Raw genomic sequence first — 21,545 nt, 5'->3', positions numbered from 1 at the left:
GGATCCGGCCCCCGCACCCCTGGAGGTGTGATGCCCTGCTTCCGGTGCGGGGCCCGGCAGACCGACCCCGTCCGCGGCGCGAGCCCGTGGAAGCGCGGGGTCCGGGCGGACCGGCAGGTCCTGATCTGCCCGCGCTGCCAGAGCGCCCCGGACGGGGCCGCCGACCTGGACCGCTGCGCGTCCTGCGGTTCGGCGGCGCTGGGCTGCCGCCTCGGCGAGGTCGAGTGCCGCGACTGCGGGCACACCCGCGAGGCCGTACCGGACGAGGCGGCCCCGGCCGATCTGGTGCCCTCCGGGGCGCATCCGGCCGATGGCGGCCTGTCCGAGGAGGTCGCCGCGGCCCTGACCCGCTTCTTCCGGCGCGACTCCGGCGCTTGACGTTCTTTTCACAGGCTGTCACGCTGCCTCGCAGCATTTGCGAGTGAGAAGGCGGGGGGTAGCCGCCGATGCCGTTCATCTTCATCCGGGTGGTCCATCGGATCACCACCCGGGCCTGGCGCGCGCCCGCCCTCGTGCTGGCCCTCGCGGCCGTGCTGGGCTGGGTGCTCATCTTCGCGTTCGAGAAGCCGGACGCGGAGATCAGGAATCCGCTGCACTACCTCTGGTACTTCTTCGTCAGCGGTACCACGACCGGCTACGGCGACCTCTACCCCGAGACGGCGGGCGGCCGCGCCGGCGGCGTGGTCGTGATCGTCGCGGGGCTGACGGCGGGCCTGATGCTGTTCGCCGAGCTGACCCTCTGGATGGCGAAGGGCAGGACCATGAAGGCCAACGGGCTCGCCCGGCTGCACCACCGCCGGCATCTGGTGATCATCGGGTACGACCGGGACCGGCTGCGCGCCGTCATCGAGCAGCTGCGCGCCGACCCCGACTTCGCCAAGACGCCGGTCGTGACCGTCTTCTGGCCGGAGCAGCTGGTGGGGGAGAACCCCGACCCCGAGCTGTACGACGTCGTGCGCTTCGACGACACCGCCTACGAGCGGTCCCGGCTCGCCGACGCCCGTACCGTGCTGGTCATCGGCCGCAACGACGACGAGAGCGTCCGGGTCCTGCTCGGCGTGAACGCGTTCCTGCGCCGCAACGGGGACCCGGCGGTGCACCTGCTGGCCGGGCTGAACGACGGCGGCCGGCGGGCCGAGATCACCGAGGCGCTGGAACTGGTCGGCGGCGGGATCGAGCCGGTGGACGTGGACGATCCGGCGGTGATCGCGGTGGCCGTCCGCAACCCCGGGGTGGCGATGATCTACCACAATCTGGCCAGCACGCTGGACGCCGACTCCACGCTGTACCGGGTGAACGTTCCCGCGGACGCGGGGGAGTGGCCGCGGCTGGATCTGGCCATCTTCCTGCTCCGGCGCGGCAGCACGCTGCTCGCGGTGGGCGAGTCGCACCGGCCCAACGCGCGGTTCCGGCTGGCCGCCGCGCCCGGCGAGGTCGTCGCCGGCGGGCAGTCGCTGGCCGTGGTCGCGGCCGAGCGTCCCGAGATCCCCTGGCACGAGCTGCCGGCCGAGTCGGCCGGCGAAGGCGCCACCCGGGCCTGACGGGCTTGAAACGCGGGCCCGGTCACGCGGGCCTGGTCACACGGCCCGGTCACGCGGGCCCGGTCACACGGGCCTGAGGACACGGAGTGGACACGGCCTGAGCACGGAGGCAAGGGGGTGAGCCAGGAGGGCACCCCCAGCGCCCAACTGGGGTGCCCTCCTGGCTCGCCGCGGCCACGCGGCCCGGGAAGAGAGCTTCCCGGGGCCTCCCCGCGCATCCCGCGGAATCGATGGGACGGACCGGACGGTGGCGCGCCGCCACCCTGGACGGCAGGAGCCGGCGGTGCGCCACCGCCCGGGTTCAAGGCCCGTGGTCAGGGCCCGTGATCGGGGCCCGAGTTCAGGCGGCCTGGCGGCGGTCGGCGTCGAGCAAGTGGTAGAGCAGCAGCAGCTGGGTGATCGCGAGCGGGTCGCTGGTGTCGCTCTCGCCGAAGCGGCCGAGGGCGTCCTGGTCCAGCGCGCCGTTCCCGGCCCGGGGCCCGAGCCGTTCCCAGATGGCCTTCTTGACGACCCGCGACTCCTCCGGCGACACGTACCCGTGCACGTGCAGGGCATCGACGGGGCGGCCGTCGGTGTCGCGGTGCAGCCGCAGGTGCATCGCGGTCTCGGTGCCGCCGGGATCGGCCTCGCCGATCACCGCGCCCAGTTCGGGATGGTCGATGGTGGGCCGCAACAGCAGTTCGGCCGACAGCGGCGTCTCCGGCGGGTCGTGCCGCTCGGCGACGGGCGCGAACCGGACCACGATGTCGGCCCAGCGGCGCTGAGGCCGGATGTAGGCGGCGCTCTCCGCCTCCCGCCTGTCCAGCTCGGCCATGACCTGCTCGGGCGTGTAGCCGCGCTTCTCGCAGTCGCGGCGTACCTTCCACGAGTGCCGCAGCCGCTCGGGCGGGTCGAGGTAGACGGTGATGTCGAAGCACGCCCGGGCCAGCCGGGAGTGCAGCGGCAGCAGGCCCTCGACGATCACGAAATCGCGCGGCTGCACCAGCTCGGGCCGCACCAGTTCGCCGGTGGCGTGGTCGTACACCGGTTTGAGGATCGGTTCGCCCATCGACAGCAGCTGCAGGTGCTGCTCCATGACGTCGATGTGGTTGCAGTCGGGGTGCAGCGCCGTGAACGGCTTCCCCTTGCGCTCCGTACGGTCGTAGCGGTGGTAGTCGTCCACGCAGACCGCGGTCATCCGGTCCGCCCCCAGACACTGCACGAGCCCCCTGGTGAGTGTCGTCTTGCCCGCGGCGCTGTCCCCGGCGATGGCGAGCATGACGGGGCGGCGTCCCGATTCGCGCGCCCGGAGCATATGCACGATCCGATGGGGCACCTGTGTCCTCCGTCCGGCGGTGTTCTGTTGTCGTGGGAGACGGTAGGCGGCGCCTTCGGTTGGCTCTTCCCCCAATCAGGTGAGATGAGGGGTGAGAACGCGGAATCTTCGCCGGGGGCGGGGCTACTGGTGAGTAGGTTCCGGTTGTTATCGTGCCGGAATGGCCACCCCCGTACGTGTCGTGCTGGTCGACGACCATGAGATGATCCTCGCCGGTCTGCAGGCGATGCTGGCCGGTTTCGCGGGACGCGTCCGCGTCGTCGGGCAGGCCGGTACGTCCGGCGAGGCCACCCGCCTGGTCACCACGCTGCGCCCGGACGTGGTGCTGCTGGACGTCCGGCTCGGCCCCGAGAGCGGCCTGGACCTGTGCCGGACGATCACCACCCGGGTCCCGGAGTCGCGGGTGGTGTTCCTGTCGGTGTACGACGACGAGCAGTACGTCTTCGAGGCCCTGCGCGCCGGCGCCGGCGGCTACCTGCTCAAACGGGTGGACGGGGCCGAGCTCGTGCGCCGCCTGGAGGAGGTCACCCAGGGCGAGACCGTCGTCGATCCGACGCTGGCGGGCCGGATGGCGGTGACCGCGGCCCGGCTGACCCGCGGCGAGTTCTGGCCGGGCGCCAACCGCGGCCTCACCCAGCGCGAGAGCGAGGTGCTGTCGCTGCTGGTCGGCGGGCTGTCCAACAAGGCCATCGCGGCCCGGCTGGTGGTCAGCGAGGAGACCGTCAAGAGCCATCTGCGGGCGCTCTACCGCAAGCTGGAGGTCACCGACCGTTCCGCGGCCATCGCGGTCGCGCTGCGCGAAGGGCTGTTCCGATGACCCCCGCCCTGCGCCGGCCGGGCCCGCTGGGGGCCCTGGAACTGCTCGCCGGGCACGGCCGTGACCTGCTGGTACGGATCGTGACCGTGGCCTGCTCGGACCGGGTCCTGCCCGACATGGCCGACGAGCTGGCCGGGCTGGTCGTCCGGTCCGCCCGGGAACTGGCGTTCTGCGACGTGTACCTGCTCGACGGCGACGAGCGGGCCCTGCGCCGCTCGGGCGGCGGCCCGTCCGTCCCCCTCGGCGAGGGCGACGTGGGCTGGGTCGCCGCGCACGGCCGGCTGCGCGAGCACGCCGACGGCCGCGGCGTCGCGATCCCCGTGCACAGCGGCCGTACGACCATCGCGGTCGTCGACGTCCGGTCGGCCCGGGAATGCAGGCCCGAGGACGTCGTCCTGGTGACGGCGCTGGCCGACATGTTCGCCCCGATCCTGTGCTCGTGCCGCCGGCTGCGCGCCGCCGAGGAGCGCGAGCGCGCCGCCGAGCGCTTCGCCGAACGGGCCGTCGAGGTCCAGGAGGCCGAGCGGTCCCGGCTGAGCCGGGAGATCCACGACGGCATCGCGCAGCGGCTGGCCGGGCTCGGCTTCCACCTGTCGGCCGCCGAGGGCGCCCTGCCCGACCACCATCCCGAGGCCCGCGAGCAGATCGGGCACGCGCGGGGGTTGTGCGAGCTGGCCGCCGCCGAGACCCGCGCGGCGATCGGCGGCCTGCGCCCGCCCGTCCTGGACGATCTGGGCCTGTCGGCGGCCCTGGCCACCCTGGCCCGCGAGGCCGCCGGGACGCCCCGAGGCGGCAGAACCTCCGCTGCCCCGGCCCATCCCGGGTCCTCCCCGGCCTCGTCCCGCCCCGGGCTCGACGTCACCGTGGCCGTCTCCGGCGAGCTGGAGGACGCGCTGCCCGACCACGTCCAGACAGCGCTCTACCGGATCGCGCAGGAGGCGGTCGGCAACTGCCTGCGGCACGCGTCCGCCTCGTACGTGGACCTGCTGCTGGAGCACGACCGCGACCGGGTCCGGCTGAAGGTCAGGGACGACGGCGTGGGGTTCCAGCGGGACCGGGTGAGCAGCCGCACCGAGTCGTACGGGCTGCGCGGCATGGCCGAACGCGCCGAGCTGCTGGGCGGCCGGGTCACCGTGTCCAGCCGCCCGGGCGTGGGGACCACCGTGGAGGCGGTGATCCCCGTACCGGGTCCTAAGACCGCAGAACGCGGAAGGTGAGGCCGGCCCGGTCGAGCCGGTCGATGAGCGCGTTGCCCATGGCCACGGCCGTGGTGACCTGCCCGGACGTCACCGGCAGGTCGTCGTGGGCCAGGCACGGGCCGACTCGGCGAGCATCTTGGCCGTCTCGGTGTAGCCGGGGTCGCCGCCGGAGACCTCGGTCACGACGCGCTCGCCGCCGCCCTCCCCGGCGAACTTCACGCTGAACCAGTTCCGCGCGCGCCGTTCGGCGGAGGGGCCCTCGCCCGGCTTGCCCATCCGCAGCAGCAGCGACCGGGTCGGCGGCAGCTGCGCCAGCGCCGTGACGGCGGCGGCACCCGTGGCGAGCCCCAGCACGCTGGGCAGGCGCTTGACCGCGAGGTACTCCCCGTACGAGAAATCGGGGCCGTAGCGGTCCAGCGCCATCGCCGAACGCTCCACGACCAGCGGGTCGAGCGTGGGCATCGGCACCATGTAGCCCCTGGCGACCTTGGTCCGCGGGATCGGCCGCCGGGAGAGCCGGATCCGCCGCCCCTCCGGCCGCGGCTCCATCCGGCGCCGGTCCCGTTCCGCGCGGGCCGTCCCGGGCAGGTCGGCGGCGACGCCGACCGCCGAGTGCAGGGTGCCGCCGGAGAACTGCGCGGAGACGCGCAGGAAGGCCTCCACGTGCAGCGGCACGCCCTCGGGCAGCTGCTGGACGGTGAAGTACGCGCCGAGGTCGTACGGGATCGAGTCGAACCCGCAGGCGTGCACGATCCGGGCGCCCGTCCGCGCGGCCTCCTCGTTGTGCTCCATGTACATCCGGTCGACGAAACCGGACTCGCCGGTCAGGTCCAGGTAGCCCGTCCCGGCCCGGGCGCACGCGGCCACCAGCGGCTCGCCGAGCCTCGCGTACGGGCCGACCGTCGTGACGACGACGTGAGCGGCCTGGGCGATCTCCCGCAGCGAGGCCGGGTCGGTGGTGTCGGCGTGCAGGAGGGGCAGGTCCTTGCAGGCGGGCTCGATCGCGGCCAGCCGTTCGCGTACCGCCTCCAGCTTGGCGGAGTTGCGCCCGGCCAGCGCCCACCGGGTCCCGGGCCCGGCGTTCGCGGCCAGGTACTCGGCGGTCAGCCCGCCGGTGAAACCGGTGGCGCCGAACAGGACGATGTCGTACGAGCGGTCGGCGGTCATGGCTGCCCTTCCCAAGGCGATGGTCAAGAGGTCCCGCTGCGCACGTTACCCGTGAGTGGCATGACCTATGATGGCGCACTGGACGGGGAGGCCCGGCGCCCGCGAGCGCCGGGAGACGAGTGGGGGACGCCGCGTGGTGCTGATCGCGCTGACGATGGACCTCGCCGCCCTGCTGGTCTTCGGCGCGGCCTGGCTGCCGTCATCCGGACGCTGGAGCCGGACCGGCCTGATCCTGGTCGCCGCCAGCCTGGCGCTGCTGTCCTGCTCGGTCTGGCTGGCCGCCGGAGGCGAGTGAGCCGGAGCCCGTTGCCGACTGGCCCGGTGCCGTCCAGCCCGGGGCGTCGAGCAGGTGGGCGACGAACAGCAGCGTCGTCGGCGTCGGCTCCGTACCGGACACCGCGTGCCAGGGCCGGTCCAGCGGCATCCCGGGCGCCTCGATGACCGCCAGCCGTCCCGCAGCCAGCTCGGCGCCGACCGCGTCCCGCGAGACCAGCGCCACGCCCAGCCCCGCCGCCGCGCCCGCGATCACCGCGCCGTTGGAGCCGAGCATCAGGGCGGGCGGGGCCACGTCGCGTTCGGCCAGGTAGGCCTCGGCGGTCGCGCGGACGCCCGAGCCGGGCTCGCGCATGACCCACGGTGTCGTGGTGAGGGCGAAATCCTCCGCCAGCGCGGGTGCCCCCACCACCACCAGCTCGTTGGGACGGCGCGCCAGAACGGTCGCAGCGGTCCCGGCGGGCGGGCGTCCGGCCAGCACCAGATCCGCCTCGTGTGCGGCCAAACTGGCCCAGACCCGGCGGCTCGGCCCGACCTCCAGGGTCAACTCCACCTCCGGCAGCCGCGCCCGGAAACCCGCCAGCAGCTCCGGCAGCACCTGATCGGCCGCCGTCGTGACCGCCGCCAGCCGCAGCGACCCGCGCGCCGGATCGGCCGCGCCCCGGGCCGCCGCCCGGCCCTGCTCCAGGAGCCCGAGGACCTGCCGCGAGTACGCCGCGTACACCGTCCCGGCCGGGGTCAGGGCGAGACCGCGCCCGACCCGTTCGACCAGCGGAACGCCCAGCTCGCGGGCCAGCGCGGTGACCGCCGCCGACACGGCCGACTCGGTCACGTACAGGCGCCGCGCGGCCTCCCGTACCGAACCTGTGTCCGCCAGCGCCACGAACGTCCGCAGCCGCGCCTCGGTCATCCCGTTGCCCTCCTGGTTTGAACGATCACTTGATTGATGCCCCGAAACACTTGATGGACAACACAAGTATCGACGCGCCAGTCTCAACGTGTCCATAGATGTCCATGGACGTCGGTAGACGTCCAAACGGAGGAACGATGAGCGGCGGCAGATGGTCGGCGGGCGTGATCCCGTACGCGGAGATGGGCTACTGGCGCCCGGACTACCAGCCCAAGGACAGCGACATCCTGGCCGCCTTCCGGATCACCCCGCAGCCGGGCGTGCCCCCCGAGGAGGCGGGCGCGGCCGTCGCCGGCGAGTCGTCCACCGCCACCTGGACGGTGGTGTGGACCGACCGCCTCACCTCGTACGAGAACTACCAGGCCAAGTGCTACCGGGTGGAGCCGGTGCCCGGCCACGAGAGCCAGTTCATCGCCTACATCGCCTACGACCTGGACCTCTTCGAGGAGGGGTCGATCGCGAACCTCACCTCCTCGATCATCGGCAACGTCTTCGGCTTCAAGGCCCTCAAGGCCCTGCGCCTGGAGGACATGCGGATCCCGACCCACTACGTGAAGACGTTCCAGGGACCGGCGCACGGCATCGTCATGGAACGCGAGTACCTGGGCAAGTTCGGCCGCCCGCTGCTCGGCGCCACGGTCAAGCCCAAGCTCGGGCTCTCGGCCCGCAACTACGGCCGCGTCGTGTACGAGGCGCTGCGCGGCGGCCTGGACTTCACCAAGGACGACGAGAACATCAACTCCCAGCCGTTCATGCGCTGGCGCGACCGCTTCCTGTACTGCATGGAGGGCGTCGGCAAGGCCCAGGGCGCGACCGGCGAGATCAAGGGGCACTACCTCAACGTCACCGCCGGGACGATGGAGGCGATGTACGAGCGGGCCGAGTTCGCCAAGGAGCTCGGCAGCGTCATCATCATGATCGACCTCACCATCGGCTACACCGCCATCCAGTCGATGGCGCACTGGGCCCGCCGCAACGGCGTCCTGCTGCACCTGCACCGCGCCGGGCACTCCACGTACACCCGGCAGAAGAACCACGGCGTGAACTTCCGCGTGATCGCCAAGTGGATGCGGCTGGCCGGCGTCGACCACATCCACGCCGGAACGGTCGTCGGCAAGCTGGAGGGCGACCCCAACAGCGTCGCCGGCTACTACGACACCCTCCGGCTCGACAAGGTCGCCGCCGACCCCGTCAAGGGCCTGTACTTCGACCAGGAATGGGCGTCGCTGCCCGGCTGCATGCCGGTCGCGTCCGGCGGCATCCACGCCGGCCAGATGCACCAGCTCCTGCACTACCTGGACGAGGACGTGATCCTGCAGTTCGGCGGCGGGACGATCGGCCACCCGATGGGCATCTCCGCAGGCGCCGCCGCCAACCGGGTCGCGCTGGAGGCGATGATCAAGGCGCGCAACGAGGGCCGCGACTACATGGCCGAGGGCCCCGACATCCTGCGCGCCGCCGCCAAGCACAGCCGCGAACTCGACGTCGCCCTTTCGACCTGGGGCGACATCACCTTCACCTACGAGAGCACCGACACCCCCGACGTCCTCGAAACACCTGTGTCTTCACCGACCCCCTGAAGGGGGCCCGCCCCCAACCTCGGAGCATCTGATGCGCATCACCCAAGGCACCTTCTCGTACCTCCCGGACTTCACCGACGAGGAGATCACCGCCCAGATCGGCTACGCCCTCGCCCAGGGTTGGCCCTGCTCCATCGAGTTCACCGACGACCCGCACCCGCGCAACTCGTACTGGGAGATGTGGGGGCTGCCGATGTTCGACCTCACCGACCCCGCGGGAGCCCTCTACGAGCTCAACGAGTGCCGCAAGGCCTACCCGGCCCACTACGTCCGCCTGAACGCCTACGACGCCCGCTACGGCCGCCAGACGACCGCGCTGTCGTTCATCGTCCAGCGCCCGGCCGAGGAGCCCGGCTTCCGGCTGGACCGCGAGGAGACCTCCGACCGCCAGGTCCGGGTCCGCCTGCACCCGTACGCCCTCGACCGCCCGCAGGGCGAACGGTACCGATGAACGAACGGCACGGTTTCGGCATGCGGCCGTCCACGAACGGCGGCTCCCCCGACCCCCCTTCCGGCACCGGGGAGCCGCTGGACGAGCGGCTCCCGCCCGACGCCAGGGTCGACCTGGCCCGCGAGCGCGCGGACTCGCACGTCGACGAGGTCCTGGACGCCCTGGACTCCGAGCTGATCGGGCTCGCCCCGGTCAAGACCCGGATCAAGGAGATCGCCGCCCTGCTCCTCATCGACCGGGTCCGCGCCCGCTTCGGCATCGACTCCGGCCGCCCCAACCTGCACATGTGCTTCACCGGCAGCCCCGGAACGGGAAAGACCACGGTCGCCACGAGGCTCGCCGAACTGCTCCACCGCCTCGGCTACATCCGCCAGGGCCACCTGGTCTCGGTCACCCGCGACGACCTGGTCGGCCAGTACGTCGGCCACACCGCCCCCAAGACCAAGGAGGTCCTCAAACGCGCGATGGGCGGAGTCCTGTTCATCGACGAGGCGTACTACCTCTACCGGGCCGAGAACGAGCGCGACTACGGCCAGGAGGCCATCGAGATCCTCCTGCAGATCATGGAGAACCAGCGCGACGACCTCGTCGTCGTCCTGGCCGGCTACAAGGACCGGATGGATTCCTTCTTCTCCTCCAACCCGGGCATGTCGTCCCGGATCAACCACCACATCGACTTCCCCGACTACGAGCCCGCCGAACTGGAGGAGATCGGCCACCTCATGACGGCCCGCGAGGGCTACCGGCTGGCCCCGGAGACCGAATCCGTCTTCCGCGAATACCTGGAACTGCGCCGCGTCCAGCCCCGTTTCGCCAACGCCCGTTCCGTACGCAACGCCATCGAACGGGCCCGCCTCCGCCATGCCGACCGCCTGGTCGCGGAGGGTGGCGAGGTCACCCGCGAGGACCTCACGACCCTGCGTCCCGAGGACTTCCGAGGCAGCCGCGTGTTCACCCGCTGAGCCCCGCAGGAATCGGAGGACGGATCTCAGGCTTTAATCTGGAGACTGTCCGATGAACATGTGGGGGAGACGGTGCTGAACCCTGAGGATCTGTACGAGCTGGACGCCGACCTCCCGGAGATGGCGGGGCCGGTGCTGCTGCACAGCCTCGACGGCTTCGTGGACGCGGGTTCGACCGGCCAACTCGTCCGCGAGCACCTGCTCGACGCCCTGGACCACCGCGTGGTGGCCCGCTTCGACGTCGACTCCCTGATCGACTACCGGGCCCGGCGCCCCCTGATGACCTACGACCGCGACCACTGGTCCTCCTACGATGCCCCCGAACTGGTCCTGCACCTGGTCAGGGACGAGGTCGGCAGCCCCTTCCTCTTCCTCACCGGGCCCGAGCCCGACCGCCTCTGGGAGGCCTTCGTCGCCGCCGTCCAGTCCCTGGTCAAGCGGCTGGGCATCGGCCTGGTGGTCGGCTTCCACGGCATCCCGATGGGCGTACCGCACACCCGCCCGGTCGGCCTGACCTCGCACGCGACCCGTCCGGAGCTGATCACCAGGACCTCCTGGTTCGACAAGGTCCAGGTCCCCGGCAGCGCCTCGGGCCTGCTGGAGTACCGCCTCGGCGAGGCCGGCCACGACGCCCTCGGCTTCGCCGTCCACGTCCCGCACTACCTCTCCCAGTCCGCCTACCCCGCCGCCGCCCTGGCCGCCCTGGAGGCCGTCGTCACGGCCACCGGCCTGGTCTTCCCCACCGACACCCTCCGCGAGGCCGCCGCCAAGACCGACGCCGACATCGCCGAGCAGGTCTCCGGCAACGACGAGGTCGAGAAGGTCGTCCGCGCCCTGGAGCAGCAGTACGACGCGTTCGCCGGCGCCGCCGACCGCGGCGGCCTCCTCGCCGAATCCCAGGACATGCCCACCGCCGACGAGCTGGCCGCCCAGTTCGAACGCTTTCTCGCGGAACAGGACGGCCCCGACACCCAGTCCTGAATCGACCGTTTCGCGATCGCCCCCGGGAACCCGGTACGCTGTCCCGGTCGCCGGGGCGCGTAGCTCAGGGGTAGAGCACTCGCCTTACAAGCGAGGGGTCGCAGGTTCGAAACCTGCCGCGCCCACCAGCGCAGGCCGACACAGAGACCCCGTTCCTGATCAAGGAAACGGGGTCTTCGTGCCATTAGCGTGCCATTTGCCCACCCGTGCGAGCACTCCCGACGGAGCGTACGGCGTGGGCGCCGGTCACCGGACGGCCGCGCCGGGCCGGGCATCGTGCCACCGCCGCCCTGTCCGCCGGCCGCCGGCGGTCACAGGGTCCGCGCCGCCGTCCAAAACCGCCTGGTCCCCCAAACGTACGGCTGCGACGATTGAGCGATGAGCGAGGAGTTCGACCAACTCGATGAGCTGATCGTCAAGGGCCGGGTGCTCGGCGCCCTGCTGTGGCTCAGAGAGGTGTTCGACTGCAGCCTCAGCGAGGCCATCGAGTTCTTCGATGCCCGGTATCGCAAGCTGCGCGACACGCGACCGAACGACTTCACCAAGAGCCCGGAAGAGTACGGCCGCGGCGTCTACACCTGAAAGCCATGCCTCCGGCGGGGGCACTCCGCCGTCCATGGCGATGACCCGCCGCATACACCCAGTGGTGAATTCATCCGTTCCCCACACGACGGCTCCATCCCGTACATCGGGATCCGTCGTCGTCACCCTGCCGGGCCATGCGATTCTGCCGGGCGATCGGGCATGTGCCCCGACTGGCAGAGGGGGAGTTCCGATGGCTCACACGCCGGCAGGTTTCCGAGTCGGATGCGTCGCGGTGGGCGTCCTCACCACACTGGGGATGGTCGTTCCCGCCGCCTCGGCCGACCCAGTGCGGTCTCCCGGAAATCCACCGTTCTCGCAGGTGTCGGTCGTTCGCGCGGCGGACGGTGCGTACCAGCTCGACTGGAGGGCGCGCAGGCCCGGTACGGCCTTCGTCTACGCCGCCACCGACGCGGGCGACCCCTCGCGCACCGGCGGGCTGGTCAGCGTGACGCCCTCCGGCCATGCCCGGGTCACCGGGCTCGACCCGGCGCGGCGCTGGTTCTTCGAGATCGCCCCCCGGCGTTCGGACCGGGCGCACGGCCAGATCGCCGGAGCCCGGCACATCGCGACACAGGGCGCCGACAACCTGCGAGACCTCGGTGGCTACGAGACCACGAACGGCCACAGGGTGCGGTGGGGTCTCGTCTACCGCTCGGACGACCTGGCCGGACTGACCGACGCGGGCGTACGGACACTGTCCTCTCTCGGCCTGGCGACGGCCGTCGACTTCCGTGGCCAGGAGGAGATCGACAGCGCCGGCCCCAACCGGCTGGCCGCCGGCACCGCGGCCGTCCACCTGCCGCTGCTGGACGAGAGTGGCAACGCGCTGTCCGCGGCCATCCAGCGGGCGCTGGCTTCAGGCGACCCGAGCGTCATCGAGGAAATGCTCGGGGACGGGAAGGCGGTGCAGATTCCCCTCGACGGTTTCCGGAGACTGGCCACCGACTCGGTGGCACAGCAGGGATTCAAGGACGTCCTGCAGCGGCTCGGCGACGGCGCCCAGACACCGCTGCTCTACAACTGCACGGCGGGTAAGGACCGTACCGGAGCGATGTCCGCGGTCATCCTGCGCCTACTCGGCGTCCCGGAGAAGACCGTCGTAGAGGATTTCCTGCTTTCCAACCAGTACCTGGCGGCCTCCCACGAGAGGACCTACGCCCATCTGGCCGGCAAGGGCATCGACATCGAACTGATCCGTCCCCTCATGGAGCAGCGGGCCGAATACCTTGAGGCCTTCTTCGACGGGGTGCGCGCCGAATACGGAAGCTTCGACCGCTACGTACGCGATGGGCTCGGCCTGGACCGATCGACGATCGCCGGTGTGAGGCGGGCCCTGCTGACGCGTTGAGGCGCGCCGGGTCGCCGCTCCATGGTGATCGTTTCGGGTATGACCGGGTTCCATGGACGTGAGGGGCATGTCATATCGACCGGGATCGGTTAAGGGAATGTGAAGGGCCTGGTCCGCGAACTGCGGGTCAGGCCCCTTCGCCGAAGCCATGGGCAAAGATCATCTTCTGGCGTCGTGAACATCGTCAGGGCACCGGGATGGGGTGCCCCTGCGGGCGCCACTACCGTCGTACGGGTGCGACTCGACCTGATCACGATCGTTGTGGACGACTACGACCAAGCCATCGAGTTCTTCACCGCCGCTCTGGGATTCGAGCTGGTAGAGGACTCGCCATCACTGACCGGCGGCGGCCGTCCGAAACGCTGGGTCGTCGTCCGTCCGCCGGGCGCCGAGACCGGCATCCTGCTCGCCCGTGCGGACGGCGAGCGTCAATCCGGCGCCGTCGGAGACCAGGTCGCCGGCCGCGTGGGGTTCTTTCTTCACGTGGACGACTTCGATGCCGCCTCCCAGCGCATGGCGGCCGCCGGAGTCGAATTCGTCACCTCGCCGCGCACGGAGGCCTACGGGCGGGTCGCCGTGTTCCTCGACATCGCCGGCAACCGCTGGGATCTGCTCGGGCCTGCTGGAAGGGAGCGCGGCAATGGTTGATCGTTCGAGGGACTGGTATCCGCCGGTCGAGCCGTACGACTCGGGGATGCTCGGGGTCGGGGACGGCCACGAGATCTACTGGGAGACGTGCGGGAATCCCGAAGGAAAGCCCGCGCTGTTCCTGCACGGCGGGCCCGGTGGTGGGCTACTGCCCGACAACCGGCGGTTCTTCGATCCGGACGCGTACCGGATCGTGCTGTTCGACCAGCGCAACTGCGGCCGGAGCCTGCCGTTCGCCGGTGATCCGACGGTGTCCCTGGAGCGCAACACCACCCCGCATCTGGTCGCCGACATCGAGCGGCTCCGTGAGCATCTGGGGATCGACCGCTGGCTGGTGTTCGGCGGGAGCTGGGGCACCACGCTGGGGCTGGCGTACGCGCAGGCTCATCCCGATCGGGTCACCGAGCTCGTGCTGCGCGGTGTCTGGCTCATCCGGCCGGCCGACGAGGCATGGGCGTTCACCCCGGCGGGCGCGGCGCACCTGTTCCCGGCGGAGTGGACGGCGTTCCGCGACGCGATCCCGGCCGGCGAGCAGGACGATCTCGTTGCCGCGTACGGCCGCCGGATCACCGACCCTGACCCCGCGGTGCACGTCCCTGCGGCACGGGCCTGGATGGCGTGGGAGCTCTCGGCGAACACCCTGCTGCCCGTGACGCCGCCCGACCTGGGAGACGACATGCTCCTGGCGTTCGCCCGGATCACCCATCACTACATCAGCAATGGGGGATTCCTGCCCGAGGAGGGACTTCTGGCGGGCGTGGACCGGCTGCGGCACATCCCGGCGGTGATCGTGAACGGCCGGTACGACATCAAGACGCCGCCGGACCAGGCCTGGGACCTGGGACGGGCCTGGCCCGAGGCCGAACTGCACATCGTCGAGGACGCGGGCCACGGCGGCTCCGAGCCCGGGACCCGCCACCTGCTCATCCAGGCCACCGACCGCTTCCGCTGAATCCGCGGGACGGCGAACGGAGCGATTCCCGCGCCGCAAGGACGTGAAGAACGTTCGTATTTTCGCGGCTCGAGGTCTTTACCGGGTGCGGCCGGCGATGGAGATTGGCAGGGAGATCATCCATCGGAAGGCGGAAGGACGATCATGCGGATCTCCCTGGTGGTCGCGGCGGCGGTGACGGCGGGTGCTCTGGTGGTTCCCGGGGTGGCTCGGGCGGAGGCTGGGGGGAGTCTGTCCCTTCTGACGTACAACGTGGCGGGGTTGCCGGGGGTGATCTCGGGTGGGGATCCGGAGCGGAACACCAAGCCGATCGGCGAACGGGTCAACGCCTACGACGTGGTCAATGTGCAGGAGGACTTCAATTACCACGCGGACCTCTACAGCACCGACCGCCATCCGTACCGGACGCCGACGAGCGGCGGGGTGCTGTTCGGGAGCGGGCTCAACACGATGTCCGATCATCCGTACAGCGATCTGAGGCGGGTGAAGTGGAACCGGTGCAACGGGTTCGACTGCTTCACGCCCAAGGGGTTCACGTTCAAGCGGATCGAACTTGCGGAGGGCGTGTTCGTCGATCTGTACAACCTGCACGCCAATGCGGGGACGACCAGTGCGGACCTCGCGGCGCGGCGGGACAACATCAGCCAGATCTCGGGGTACATCTCGCAGAATTCACCCGGGAACGCGGTGATCGTGATGGGCGACACCAATACGCGCTATACGCGGGCCGAGGACAACATCCGGGAGCTGGTGAACACGGGCGCCTTCACCGACGCCTGGGTGGCGGATGTACGGGGCGGGACGCCGCCGGCGGCGGGCGATCCGGCGCTGGTGTGCGATGACGCCGATGTGACCGATGCGTGCGAGGTCGTCGACAAGATCCTGTTCCGGGGCAGCGCGCGGGTCGGGCTGCGGCTGGTCGAGTACGCCAACGAGAACGCGCGGTTCCGTACCGACGGCGACGAGATGCTCTCGGACCACTACCCGATAGCGGCGACGCTGGCCTGGACGCTGAACGGGGCCTGAGATCGCCGGTCGGTGTAGAGTGATCTTGCCGGAGGCCGTAATTCGGTGGATGTGACCAGGGTCTCAGTGGCGTTCGGGCAGCTCAGCGGGCAATTAACACGGCGTTCACATACGGGCAACAGGTCCGAAATGGCCGGTTGTCAACCTCGTCAAGGCCGAAACCTGACGAAGGGACCCGACGTTGAGCTACAAGGCCGAGTACATCTGGATCGACGGCACCGAGCCCACCGCCCGGCTCCGTTCCAAGACCAGGATCCTTGCCGACGGCGCCGAGCTGCCGGACTGGGGTTTCGACGGCTCCAGCACCAACCAGGCGCCGGGTGACAAGTCGGACTGCGTGCTCAAGCCGGTCTTCAGCTGCCCCGACCCGATCCGCGGCGGCGACCACAAGCTGGTGCTGTGCGAGGTCTTCCTGGTCGACGGCACGCCGCACCCGACCAACACCCGGGCGCAGCTGCGCCCGATCGCGGAGAAGTACGCCGCGCAGGAGTCCTGGTACGGCATCGAGCAGGAGTACACCTTCTTCAAGGACGGCCGTCCGCTGGGCTTCCCCGAGCGCGGCTTCCCGGCCCCGCAGGGGTTCTACTACTGCGGTGTGGGCGCCGACGAGGTGTTCGGCCGCGAGATCGTGGAACGGCACATGGACGCCTGCCTGGACGCCGGGCTGAAGCTGTCCGGCATCAACGCCGAGGTCATGCCCGGCCAGTGGGAGTTCCAGATCGGCCCGGCGGAGTCGCTCGAGGTCGGTGACCACATGTGGGTCGCCCGCTGGCTGCTCTACCGCATCGCCGAGGACTTCGACGTCTCGGCCACGCTCGACCCCAAGCCGGTCGAGGGCGACTGGAACGGCGCCGGCGCGCACACCAACTTCTCCACCAAGGCCATGCGCGAGGGCTACGACGCCATCATCACCGCGTGCGAGGCCCTCGCCGTCAAGGCGCAGGACCACGTGACCGGGTACGGCGCCGACATCGAGCGCCGGCTGACCGGGATGCACGAGACCGCCCCGTGGAGCGAGTTCAGCTACGGCGTCTCCGACCGCGGCGCCTCGGTGCGCATCCCGTGGCAGGTCGAGGTGGACAAGAAGGGCTACATCGAGGACCGCCGTCCGAACGCCAACGTCGACCCGTACGTGGTGGCCCGCCTGATCTCGGGTACCTGCTGCGAGGCGCTGGAGAAGGCCGGCCAGGTCTAGTCATACGGCAAAGCGAAGGGGACCCCGGGACGCTCCCGGGGTCCCCTTCGCTTTGCCTAGGGCAGCGGGCGGCGGCCGGCGAAGCCGAGATCGGTCCGGTGGTACCAGCCGAGCTCGGTGTCGCCCTCCAGCCAGCACAGCCGGACCGAGCGGCCGTCCAGGGTCGCCGGGAAGTCGACCAGGAACGGGGCCAGGCTCTTCACCTCGATGCCCTGGGCGGTGAACCAGGCGATCTCCTCGTCCAGCCGGGCCTCGGACGCCTTCACCTCCGGGATCCCGCCCCGCTCGGACACGCCGCGCACGCGCAGGTCGAGGGTCAGTTCGGCGAGGTCGGCGCGCCGCCGTACGATCTCCGCCGCCCGGTCCCGCACCTCGGGGATCAGCGCGCGCGCCTCCGCCACGGTGAACTCGCGTTCCGTGGTCTCCATGGTCACTCCCGGGGGTCGTGGGCCGATCCCGCCACGTTACCCAGGGCTGGCGTACGCGGCGGAACCGGCGGGAGCGCGGACTTCGCCCTAGCGTGACAAAAAGTCCACAAACATCTGAACCGGCGTGGAGTCCCCCCAACGGGACCGGGTAGCACACTGAGCATGGGGGAGACGCCGTTCGAGTCGTTCTTCCACGATCCGCGCCGGCGGGGCAACGGGCGGGGATCGGGACGCCGGCCGCTGGAGCGATCGTTCCGGTGCCGGGCATCGCTGCGCGGTCACGCGGTGGCGCCGATGGCACAGTACGAGGAGTTCGTCCGGCTGCACGAGGAGATCTCGGCGCGGCCGGGCGTGCACGCCCGGCGGCTGTGGCTGTGCGGGCTGGGCGCGGCGACGATCGTGGCCGCGCTGATGTTCGCGGGTGTGGGGCTGATCCGGGGTGTCCTGGGCGTCCCGATGCCCGTGTTCATCGGGAGCGGGGTCGGCACGGACGCCGCCGCACTCGCCTACGGGCTCTGCGCCATCGTGGGGGCGCTGCAGGCCACGGCGCTGCTGCATCTGCTGATCGGGGTCGCCGAACGGCCCGTACGGGCGTTTGTGTGGGTCGGCGGCATGGCGGTGGCCCTGGCGACGCTGCTGCCGCTGACGCTGCGGGTCCCGGCCGCCGCCGCCCTGACGACGTCCGCGCTCCACCTGACGGGCGGTACGGCCCTCGTCGGCCTGCTGGCGGCGGTCGCGCCGGCCTGCATGCACCCCAGACGGCCCCGGCAGCCACGTAACCGGCGCCGGCGGCGGTGACGAGAGTCCCCTAAGCTCGCGCCTTGCCCACGATGATCGTGAGCGGCTCGGGGGCGCGGGTGGACGCGATCCGCACCGGGATCAGCCGCCGCCGTACGCGCAGCTCCAGCGGCCGGTCCGGTGCCAGGACCCGCAGTTCCCGGTGCATGCCGGAGAATCCGAGGATGAGGTAGGCCTCCCAGGCCCCGCGCGGCAGCGGATCGTCGATGAACGCGCGGGTCATCGGGACGGCGGCGGTGTAGCCGAGCCGCCCGGGCGCGTCCTGCAGCGCCGCGATGACCTCGAAGACCCGCTGCGAGCGGCGCTCGCGGAGCGTGAGCGTCGCCGAGATCGGGCTGCTCAGGGCGTCCAGCGACAGGTGGCCGGTGATCGTCAGCTCCTGGTCGTGCCCGTTCCAGGCCAGCTCGTCGGCCTGGATGGCGCGGCCGGGATGCGACTCGCCGCCGACGTCGATCGCCAGCGGCCCGTCCAGGCTGAAGTACGCGGTCACCGTGGTGTCGTCGGGCCGGAACCGGCGCTGCGGTACGAGGTCGAGGCCGGGGTCGCGGGACGGCCCGAGCGGCCGCCGCGTACCGTCGCCGGCCGCCAGCTCCACGTCCCACAGGCCCGTGGGCAGGGGGTCGCCGCTCGCCGCCGTGGCGGTGTCGACCTCCGCCTCGAACGCCTGCCCGCCGGCCGGTGCGCGGGCGGGGACGCTGAAGCGCCGCTCGCCGTCCCGCTCGCGGAGCAGGATCGACGGCTCGCCGGCGGCGGTGGTGCAGCGGCCGCGGATCCGCAGGGCGCTCCCGTTCCAGCTCACCTCGGTCAGGCAGGGTTCGTCCATGGCGGTGCCCTTCCCCATTGCGTGCGGTGGAACCGGAGGCGTCACGGTACGACGGTCACGGGCCAGTGCCCGGCGCGTACCAGGCGTACCGCCACCGAGCCGATCAGGCGGTGCCCGGCCTGCGCGGACGCGCCGACGACCACGACGTCGGCGCGGACCCGGTCGGCGACGCGGGCCAGCATCGTGGCCGCGTCGCCCTGCTCGACCACGAACTCGTACCGGACGGCGGGCCGGCCCCGGCTGATCGCCCGGTCGACCTCCGCGCGCAGCTCCCTCGCGGTCTCCTCGGCGGCCTCCCGCATGATCGCGGCACCGCCCGGGGTGAGGCTGGACAGCGAGGAGATCGGGGAGACGTGCACCAGCAGCAGCCGGGCGTCGTTGCGGCGGGCCAGGCCCCAGGCGTACGCGCCGGCGCGCATCGAGGTGTCGGACCCGTCCACCCCGGCCACGATCATCCTCGGGCCGTCGGTCCTGATCTCGAAGGACCGCTCCTCGCTCATCCGATCACCTCGCCGCCAGCCTAGCGACGGCCTTCCCCGCGCACCGGGCGCGGGGGAGCCAGGGCTTGTCTCAAAGTGGCCTCAGCCACCGCGCGAGCGCGCTACCTGGCCGGCGAGGTAATGCCGGAGGTGAGCCTCACCGGCCAGATCGCGAAGCGATGCCGCGCTCGCACAAGGCACGGTCACGGTGCGAGCCGCCAGGCGAGCACTGTGGGCCGGGTCTTATGAACACAGACGGTTAGGCGCGGGCGAACCGCGCGAGGAGATCGTCCAGGGCCAGCGAGCCGGCCGACAGCGCCGCGTACATCTCGTCGACCTCGCCGTAGCCGAGGTCGCGGGCGACCGCCAGCGAGTCACCGCGGGCCTCGGCGGCGAGCAGGTCGATCCGGCGGCCGGCCAGCGCCCGGACGAGGCGGCGGCGCCCGCCGGCGGCGGCCTCCTCGGCGCGGCGGCGGGCCAGCGACCGCTGGATGTGCACCCGGGCGCGGGCGGTCACCGCGAAGTCCAGCCAGTCCTCGGACGGGGCGCCGCCCGGCTCGGTGAGGATCTCGACCACGTTGCCGCTGCGCAGCTCGGCCGACAGGGCCGCCAGCCGGCCGTTGACCAGCGCGCCGATGCACAGGTCGCCGGTCTCGGAACCGAGCGCGTAGGCGAGGTCGAGCGCGGTGGCGCCGGCCGGAAGCGCCACGACCTCCCCGGACGGCGTGAACACCGCGAGGTCGCCGGCGGCCAGGTCGGCGCGCAGGCTGTCGAGGAACGCGGCGGACGGGGCGTCGGACTCCCAGGCCAGCAGCCGGCTCAGCCACACCAGGTCGCGCCGGCCCGCCACGGCGCCCGCGGCGGCCGCGCCGGTGCCGGCCTCGCGGATGTGGGCGACGATGCCGTACTCGGCCACCGGATGCATCGCCTGGCTGCGGATGATGACGTCGAGCAGGTCGCCGTCGGGGCTGATCACCCGGGTGTGCAGCGACCGGTACATGTTGAACTTGGGCAGCGCGATGAAGTCCTTGACCCGGCCCGCGATCGGGTGCAGCGCCGCGTGGACGGCGCCGAGCGCGATGTAGCAGTCCTGGTCGTCGCCGTCGACCAGGAGCAGCAGGCGGGCGGCGTCGCACGGCCGCAGCCCCGCGAGCTGGCCCTCGCGCTCCTGGTGGACCGCGTACAGGTGGCGGGGCCGGATGGACACGCGGGCGGGGACCCGGTGCGCGGCCAGCGAGGCGCGCAGCAGGCCCAGCGCGGCACCGAACGCGGGCCCGGCGCCGCGCAGCGCGGCCGTCACCGCGCGGGCGGTGGCCGCGTGGCCCTCGGGGTCGCGGGCGGCGAAGGCCAGATCGTCCATCTCCCGCTTGAGCATGTGGATGCCGAGCCGCTCGGCGAACGGGATCAGCAGCTCCTGTGAGGCCTTGGCGTACCCGGCCCGCTTGTGCGCCGGCCGGAAGCCCAGCGTGCGCAGGTTGTGCAGCCGGTCCGCCAGCTTGATCACCAGGACCCGCAGATCGGCCGCGGCGGCCAGCACGATCTTGCGCAGCGTCTCGGCCTCGGCCCGCTCGCCCCAGCGCTCGCCGTCGAGCTTGGTGACCCCGTCGACCAGCACCGCGACCTGCTCGCCGAAGTCGGCCCGCACCTCGCCGAGGGTGTACGGGGTGTCCTCGACGGTGTCGTGCAGCAGCGCCGCGACGAGCGTGGTGGTGTCCATCCCCATCCCGGCCAGGATCAGCGCCACCGCGAGCGGATGGGTGATGTAGGGGGCACCGGACTTGCGCAGCTGGCCCCGGTGCAGCCGCTCGGCGACCTCGTAGCCGCGCAGCAGCTCGCCCTCGTCGGCCGCGGGGTAGGCGGCGTGGTGGGCGGCCACCAGCGGCGCCACGGCGGGCATGACCCCGCCCGCCCGTGCGGAACGCCGGTGCTGGGCCCCGTACAGGGGGCGGCCGGGCTTGGCCGGGCGACCGGCCTTGGACGGGCCGGGCGCGGAGCCCGCCGGATCGAGAATCGTCATCGCCTACCCCGCCTGGCGGCGTGTCCCGCGCGTGCTCGCTACGGGCTGTG

The 21,545-nt window shown here is 71.8% G+C and carries 22 protein-coding genes, 1 tRNA gene and 1 pseudogene; 17 read left to right on the top strand and 7 right to left on the bottom strand.

Annotated features, from left to right (window positions below; all coding sequences use genetic code 11):
• The first annotated feature begins 30 nt into the window (after nt 1–30).
• Nucleotides 31–378 (top strand): hypothetical protein, encoded by a 348-nt coding sequence (locus tag ACH34Q_RS08765; protein ID WP_395982281.1) that lies wholly within the window; start codon nt 31–33, stop codon nt 376–378.
• Nucleotides 379–446: 68 nt separating this feature from the next.
• Complete coding sequence (locus tag ACH34Q_RS08760) at nt 447–1,541, top strand: potassium channel family protein (protein WP_395982280.1); 1,095 nt, start codon at nt 447–449, stop codon at nt 1,539–1,541.
• Nucleotides 1,542–1,881: 340 nt separating this feature from the next.
• On the opposite strand, the gene ACH34Q_RS08755 is transcribed toward ACH34Q_RS08760, so the two are convergent.
• On the bottom strand, nt 1,882–2,835 hold the full coding sequence (locus ACH34Q_RS08755) for a phosphoribulokinase (protein WP_395982279.1): 954 nt from the start codon (nt 2,833–2,835) through the stop codon (nt 1,882–1,884).
• Between the two features lie 181 nt (nt 2,836–3,016).
• Between ACH34Q_RS08755 and ACH34Q_RS08750 the strand changes: the two genes are divergently transcribed.
• Both ACH34Q_RS08750 and ACH34Q_RS08745 read left to right on the top strand, forming a co-directional pair.
• Nucleotides 3,017–3,673, top strand: a complete 657-nt coding sequence (locus ACH34Q_RS08750) for a response regulator (RefSeq protein ID WP_395982278.1) — start codon at nt 3,017–3,019, stop codon at nt 3,671–3,673.
• Nucleotides 3,670–4,890 (top strand): histidine kinase, encoded by a 1,221-nt coding sequence (locus tag ACH34Q_RS08745; protein ID WP_395982277.1) that lies wholly within the window; start codon nt 3,670–3,672, stop codon nt 4,888–4,890. The genes ACH34Q_RS08750 and ACH34Q_RS08745 overlap by 4 nt, the downstream gene beginning before the upstream one ends.
• On the opposite strand, the pseudogene ACH34Q_RS08740 reads toward ACH34Q_RS08745, so the two are convergent.
• Nucleotides 4,865–6,039: pseudogene (locus ACH34Q_RS08740) on the bottom strand (saccharopine dehydrogenase family protein). The gene ACH34Q_RS08745 and the pseudogene ACH34Q_RS08740 overlap by 26 nt on opposite strands.
• A 70-nt stretch (nt 6,040–6,109) precedes the next feature.
• Here ACH34Q_RS08740 and ACH34Q_RS08735 point away from each other — a divergent pair.
• Entirely contained in the window at nt 6,110–6,334 is a 225-nt protein-coding gene (locus ACH34Q_RS08735) for a hypothetical protein (protein ID WP_395982276.1), read from the top strand.
• Here ACH34Q_RS08735 and ACH34Q_RS08730 read toward each other — a convergent pair.
• Nucleotides 6,239–7,222: a LysR family transcriptional regulator gene (locus ACH34Q_RS08730; protein ID WP_395982275.1), complete on the bottom strand. Its 984-nt coding sequence runs from the start codon at nt 7,220–7,222 to the stop codon at nt 6,239–6,241. The genes ACH34Q_RS08735 and ACH34Q_RS08730 overlap by 96 nt on opposite strands.
• A gap of 137 nt (nt 7,223–7,359) precedes the next feature.
• Between ACH34Q_RS08730 and ACH34Q_RS08725 the strand changes: the two genes are divergently transcribed.
• The 11 genes from ACH34Q_RS08725 (at nt 7,360) to glnII (ending at nt 16,950) form a co-directional block, all read left to right on the top strand.
• Nucleotides 7,360–8,802 carry a form I ribulose bisphosphate carboxylase large subunit gene (locus ACH34Q_RS08725; protein ID WP_395982274.1) on the top strand — a complete coding sequence of 481 codons (1,443 nt, stop codon included), beginning with the start codon at nt 7,360–7,362 and terminating at the stop codon, nt 8,800–8,802.
• 31 nt (nt 8,803–8,833) lie between these two features.
• Nucleotides 8,834–9,253 (top strand): ribulose bisphosphate carboxylase small subunit, encoded by a 420-nt coding sequence (locus tag ACH34Q_RS08720; protein ID WP_395982273.1) that lies wholly within the window; start codon nt 8,834–8,836, stop codon nt 9,251–9,253.
• 20 nt (nt 9,254–9,273) lie between these two features.
• Complete coding sequence (gene cbbX / locus ACH34Q_RS08715) at nt 9,274–10,215, top strand: CbbX protein (RefSeq protein WP_395982272.1); 942 nt, start codon at nt 9,274–9,276, stop codon at nt 10,213–10,215.
• A 72-nt stretch (nt 10,216–10,287) separates the two neighbouring features.
• Complete coding sequence (locus ACH34Q_RS08710; RefSeq protein WP_395982442.1) at nt 10,288–11,196, top strand: proteasome assembly chaperone family protein; 909 nt, start codon at nt 10,288–10,290, stop codon at nt 11,194–11,196.
• 53 nt (nt 11,197–11,249) lie between these two features.
• A tRNA-Val gene (locus tag ACH34Q_RS08705) sits at nt 11,250–11,324 on the top strand.
• Nucleotides 11,325–11,574: 250 nt separating this feature from the next.
• Nucleotides 11,575–11,778: a hypothetical protein gene (locus ACH34Q_RS08700; protein ID WP_395982271.1), complete on the top strand. Its 204-nt coding sequence runs from the start codon at nt 11,575–11,577 to the stop codon at nt 11,776–11,778.
• A gap of 322 nt (nt 11,779–12,100) precedes the next feature.
• Complete coding sequence (locus ACH34Q_RS08695; RefSeq protein ID WP_395982270.1) at nt 12,101–13,129, top strand: tyrosine-protein phosphatase; 1,029 nt, start codon at nt 12,101–12,103, stop codon at nt 13,127–13,129.
• Between the two features lie 234 nt (nt 13,130–13,363).
• Complete coding sequence (locus tag ACH34Q_RS08690) at nt 13,364–13,777, top strand: VOC family protein (protein WP_395982269.1); 414 nt, start codon at nt 13,364–13,366, stop codon at nt 13,775–13,777.
• Nucleotides 13,770–14,729 carry a prolyl aminopeptidase gene (gene pip, locus ACH34Q_RS08685; protein ID WP_395982268.1) on the top strand — a complete coding sequence of 320 codons (960 nt, stop codon included), beginning with the start codon at nt 13,770–13,772 and terminating at the stop codon, nt 14,727–14,729. The genes ACH34Q_RS08690 and pip overlap by 8 nt, the downstream gene beginning before the upstream one ends.
• 144 nt (nt 14,730–14,873) lie before the next feature.
• Nucleotides 14,874–15,755, top strand: a complete 882-nt coding sequence (locus tag ACH34Q_RS08680; RefSeq protein ID WP_395982267.1) for an endonuclease — start codon at nt 14,874–14,876, stop codon at nt 15,753–15,755.
• 181 nt (nt 15,756–15,936) lie between these two features.
• The gene (gene glnII, locus ACH34Q_RS08675; RefSeq protein WP_395982266.1) at nt 15,937–16,950 is read left to right on the top strand and encodes a glutamine synthetase; all 1,014 of its coding nucleotides are present in this window, start codon (nt 15,937–15,939) and stop codon (nt 16,948–16,950) included.
• A 56-nt stretch (nt 16,951–17,006) separates the two neighbouring features.
• Here the strand turns inward: glnII and ACH34Q_RS08670 are convergent, their stop codons facing one another.
• The gene (locus ACH34Q_RS08670) at nt 17,007–17,378 is read right to left on the bottom strand and encodes a DUF2203 domain-containing protein (protein WP_395982265.1); all 372 of its coding nucleotides are present in this window, start codon (nt 17,376–17,378) and stop codon (nt 17,007–17,009) included.
• A 162-nt stretch (nt 17,379–17,540) separates the two neighbouring features.
• Here ACH34Q_RS08670 and ACH34Q_RS08665 point away from each other — a divergent pair, with 162 nt between their 5' ends.
• A complete protein-coding gene (locus ACH34Q_RS08665) occupies nt 17,541–18,176 on the top strand; it encodes a hypothetical protein (RefSeq protein ID WP_395982264.1) in 636 nt (211 codons plus the stop codon).
• A 10-nt stretch (nt 18,177–18,186) separates the two neighbouring features.
• Here ACH34Q_RS08665 and ACH34Q_RS08660 read toward each other — a convergent pair whose 3' ends face one another.
• From ACH34Q_RS08660 to ACH34Q_RS08650, 3 genes are all read right to left on the bottom strand, one after another.
• Nucleotides 18,187–18,999: a hypothetical protein gene (locus ACH34Q_RS08660; RefSeq protein ID WP_395982263.1), complete on the bottom strand. Its 813-nt coding sequence runs from the start codon at nt 18,997–18,999 to the stop codon at nt 18,187–18,189.
• 41 nt (nt 19,000–19,040) lie between these two features.
• Entirely contained in the window at nt 19,041–19,499 is a 459-nt protein-coding gene (locus ACH34Q_RS08655) for a universal stress protein (RefSeq protein WP_395982262.1), read from the bottom strand.
• Between the two features lie 238 nt (nt 19,500–19,737).
• The gene (locus ACH34Q_RS08650) at nt 19,738–21,495 is read right to left on the bottom strand and encodes a RelA/SpoT family protein (protein WP_395982261.1); all 1,758 of its coding nucleotides are present in this window, start codon (nt 21,493–21,495) and stop codon (nt 19,738–19,740) included.
• Between the last annotated feature and the right edge of the window lie 50 nt (nt 21,496–21,545).

This window comes from Actinomadura sp. 9N407 (genome assembly GCF_044326315.1).
In the GTDB taxonomy this organism is placed as follows: Bacteria; Actinomycetota; Actinomycetes; order Streptosporangiales; family Streptosporangiaceae; genus Spirillospora.
Note: the sequence above shows the minus strand (reverse complement) of the source record. Positions and strands in the feature narration are given on the sequence as shown.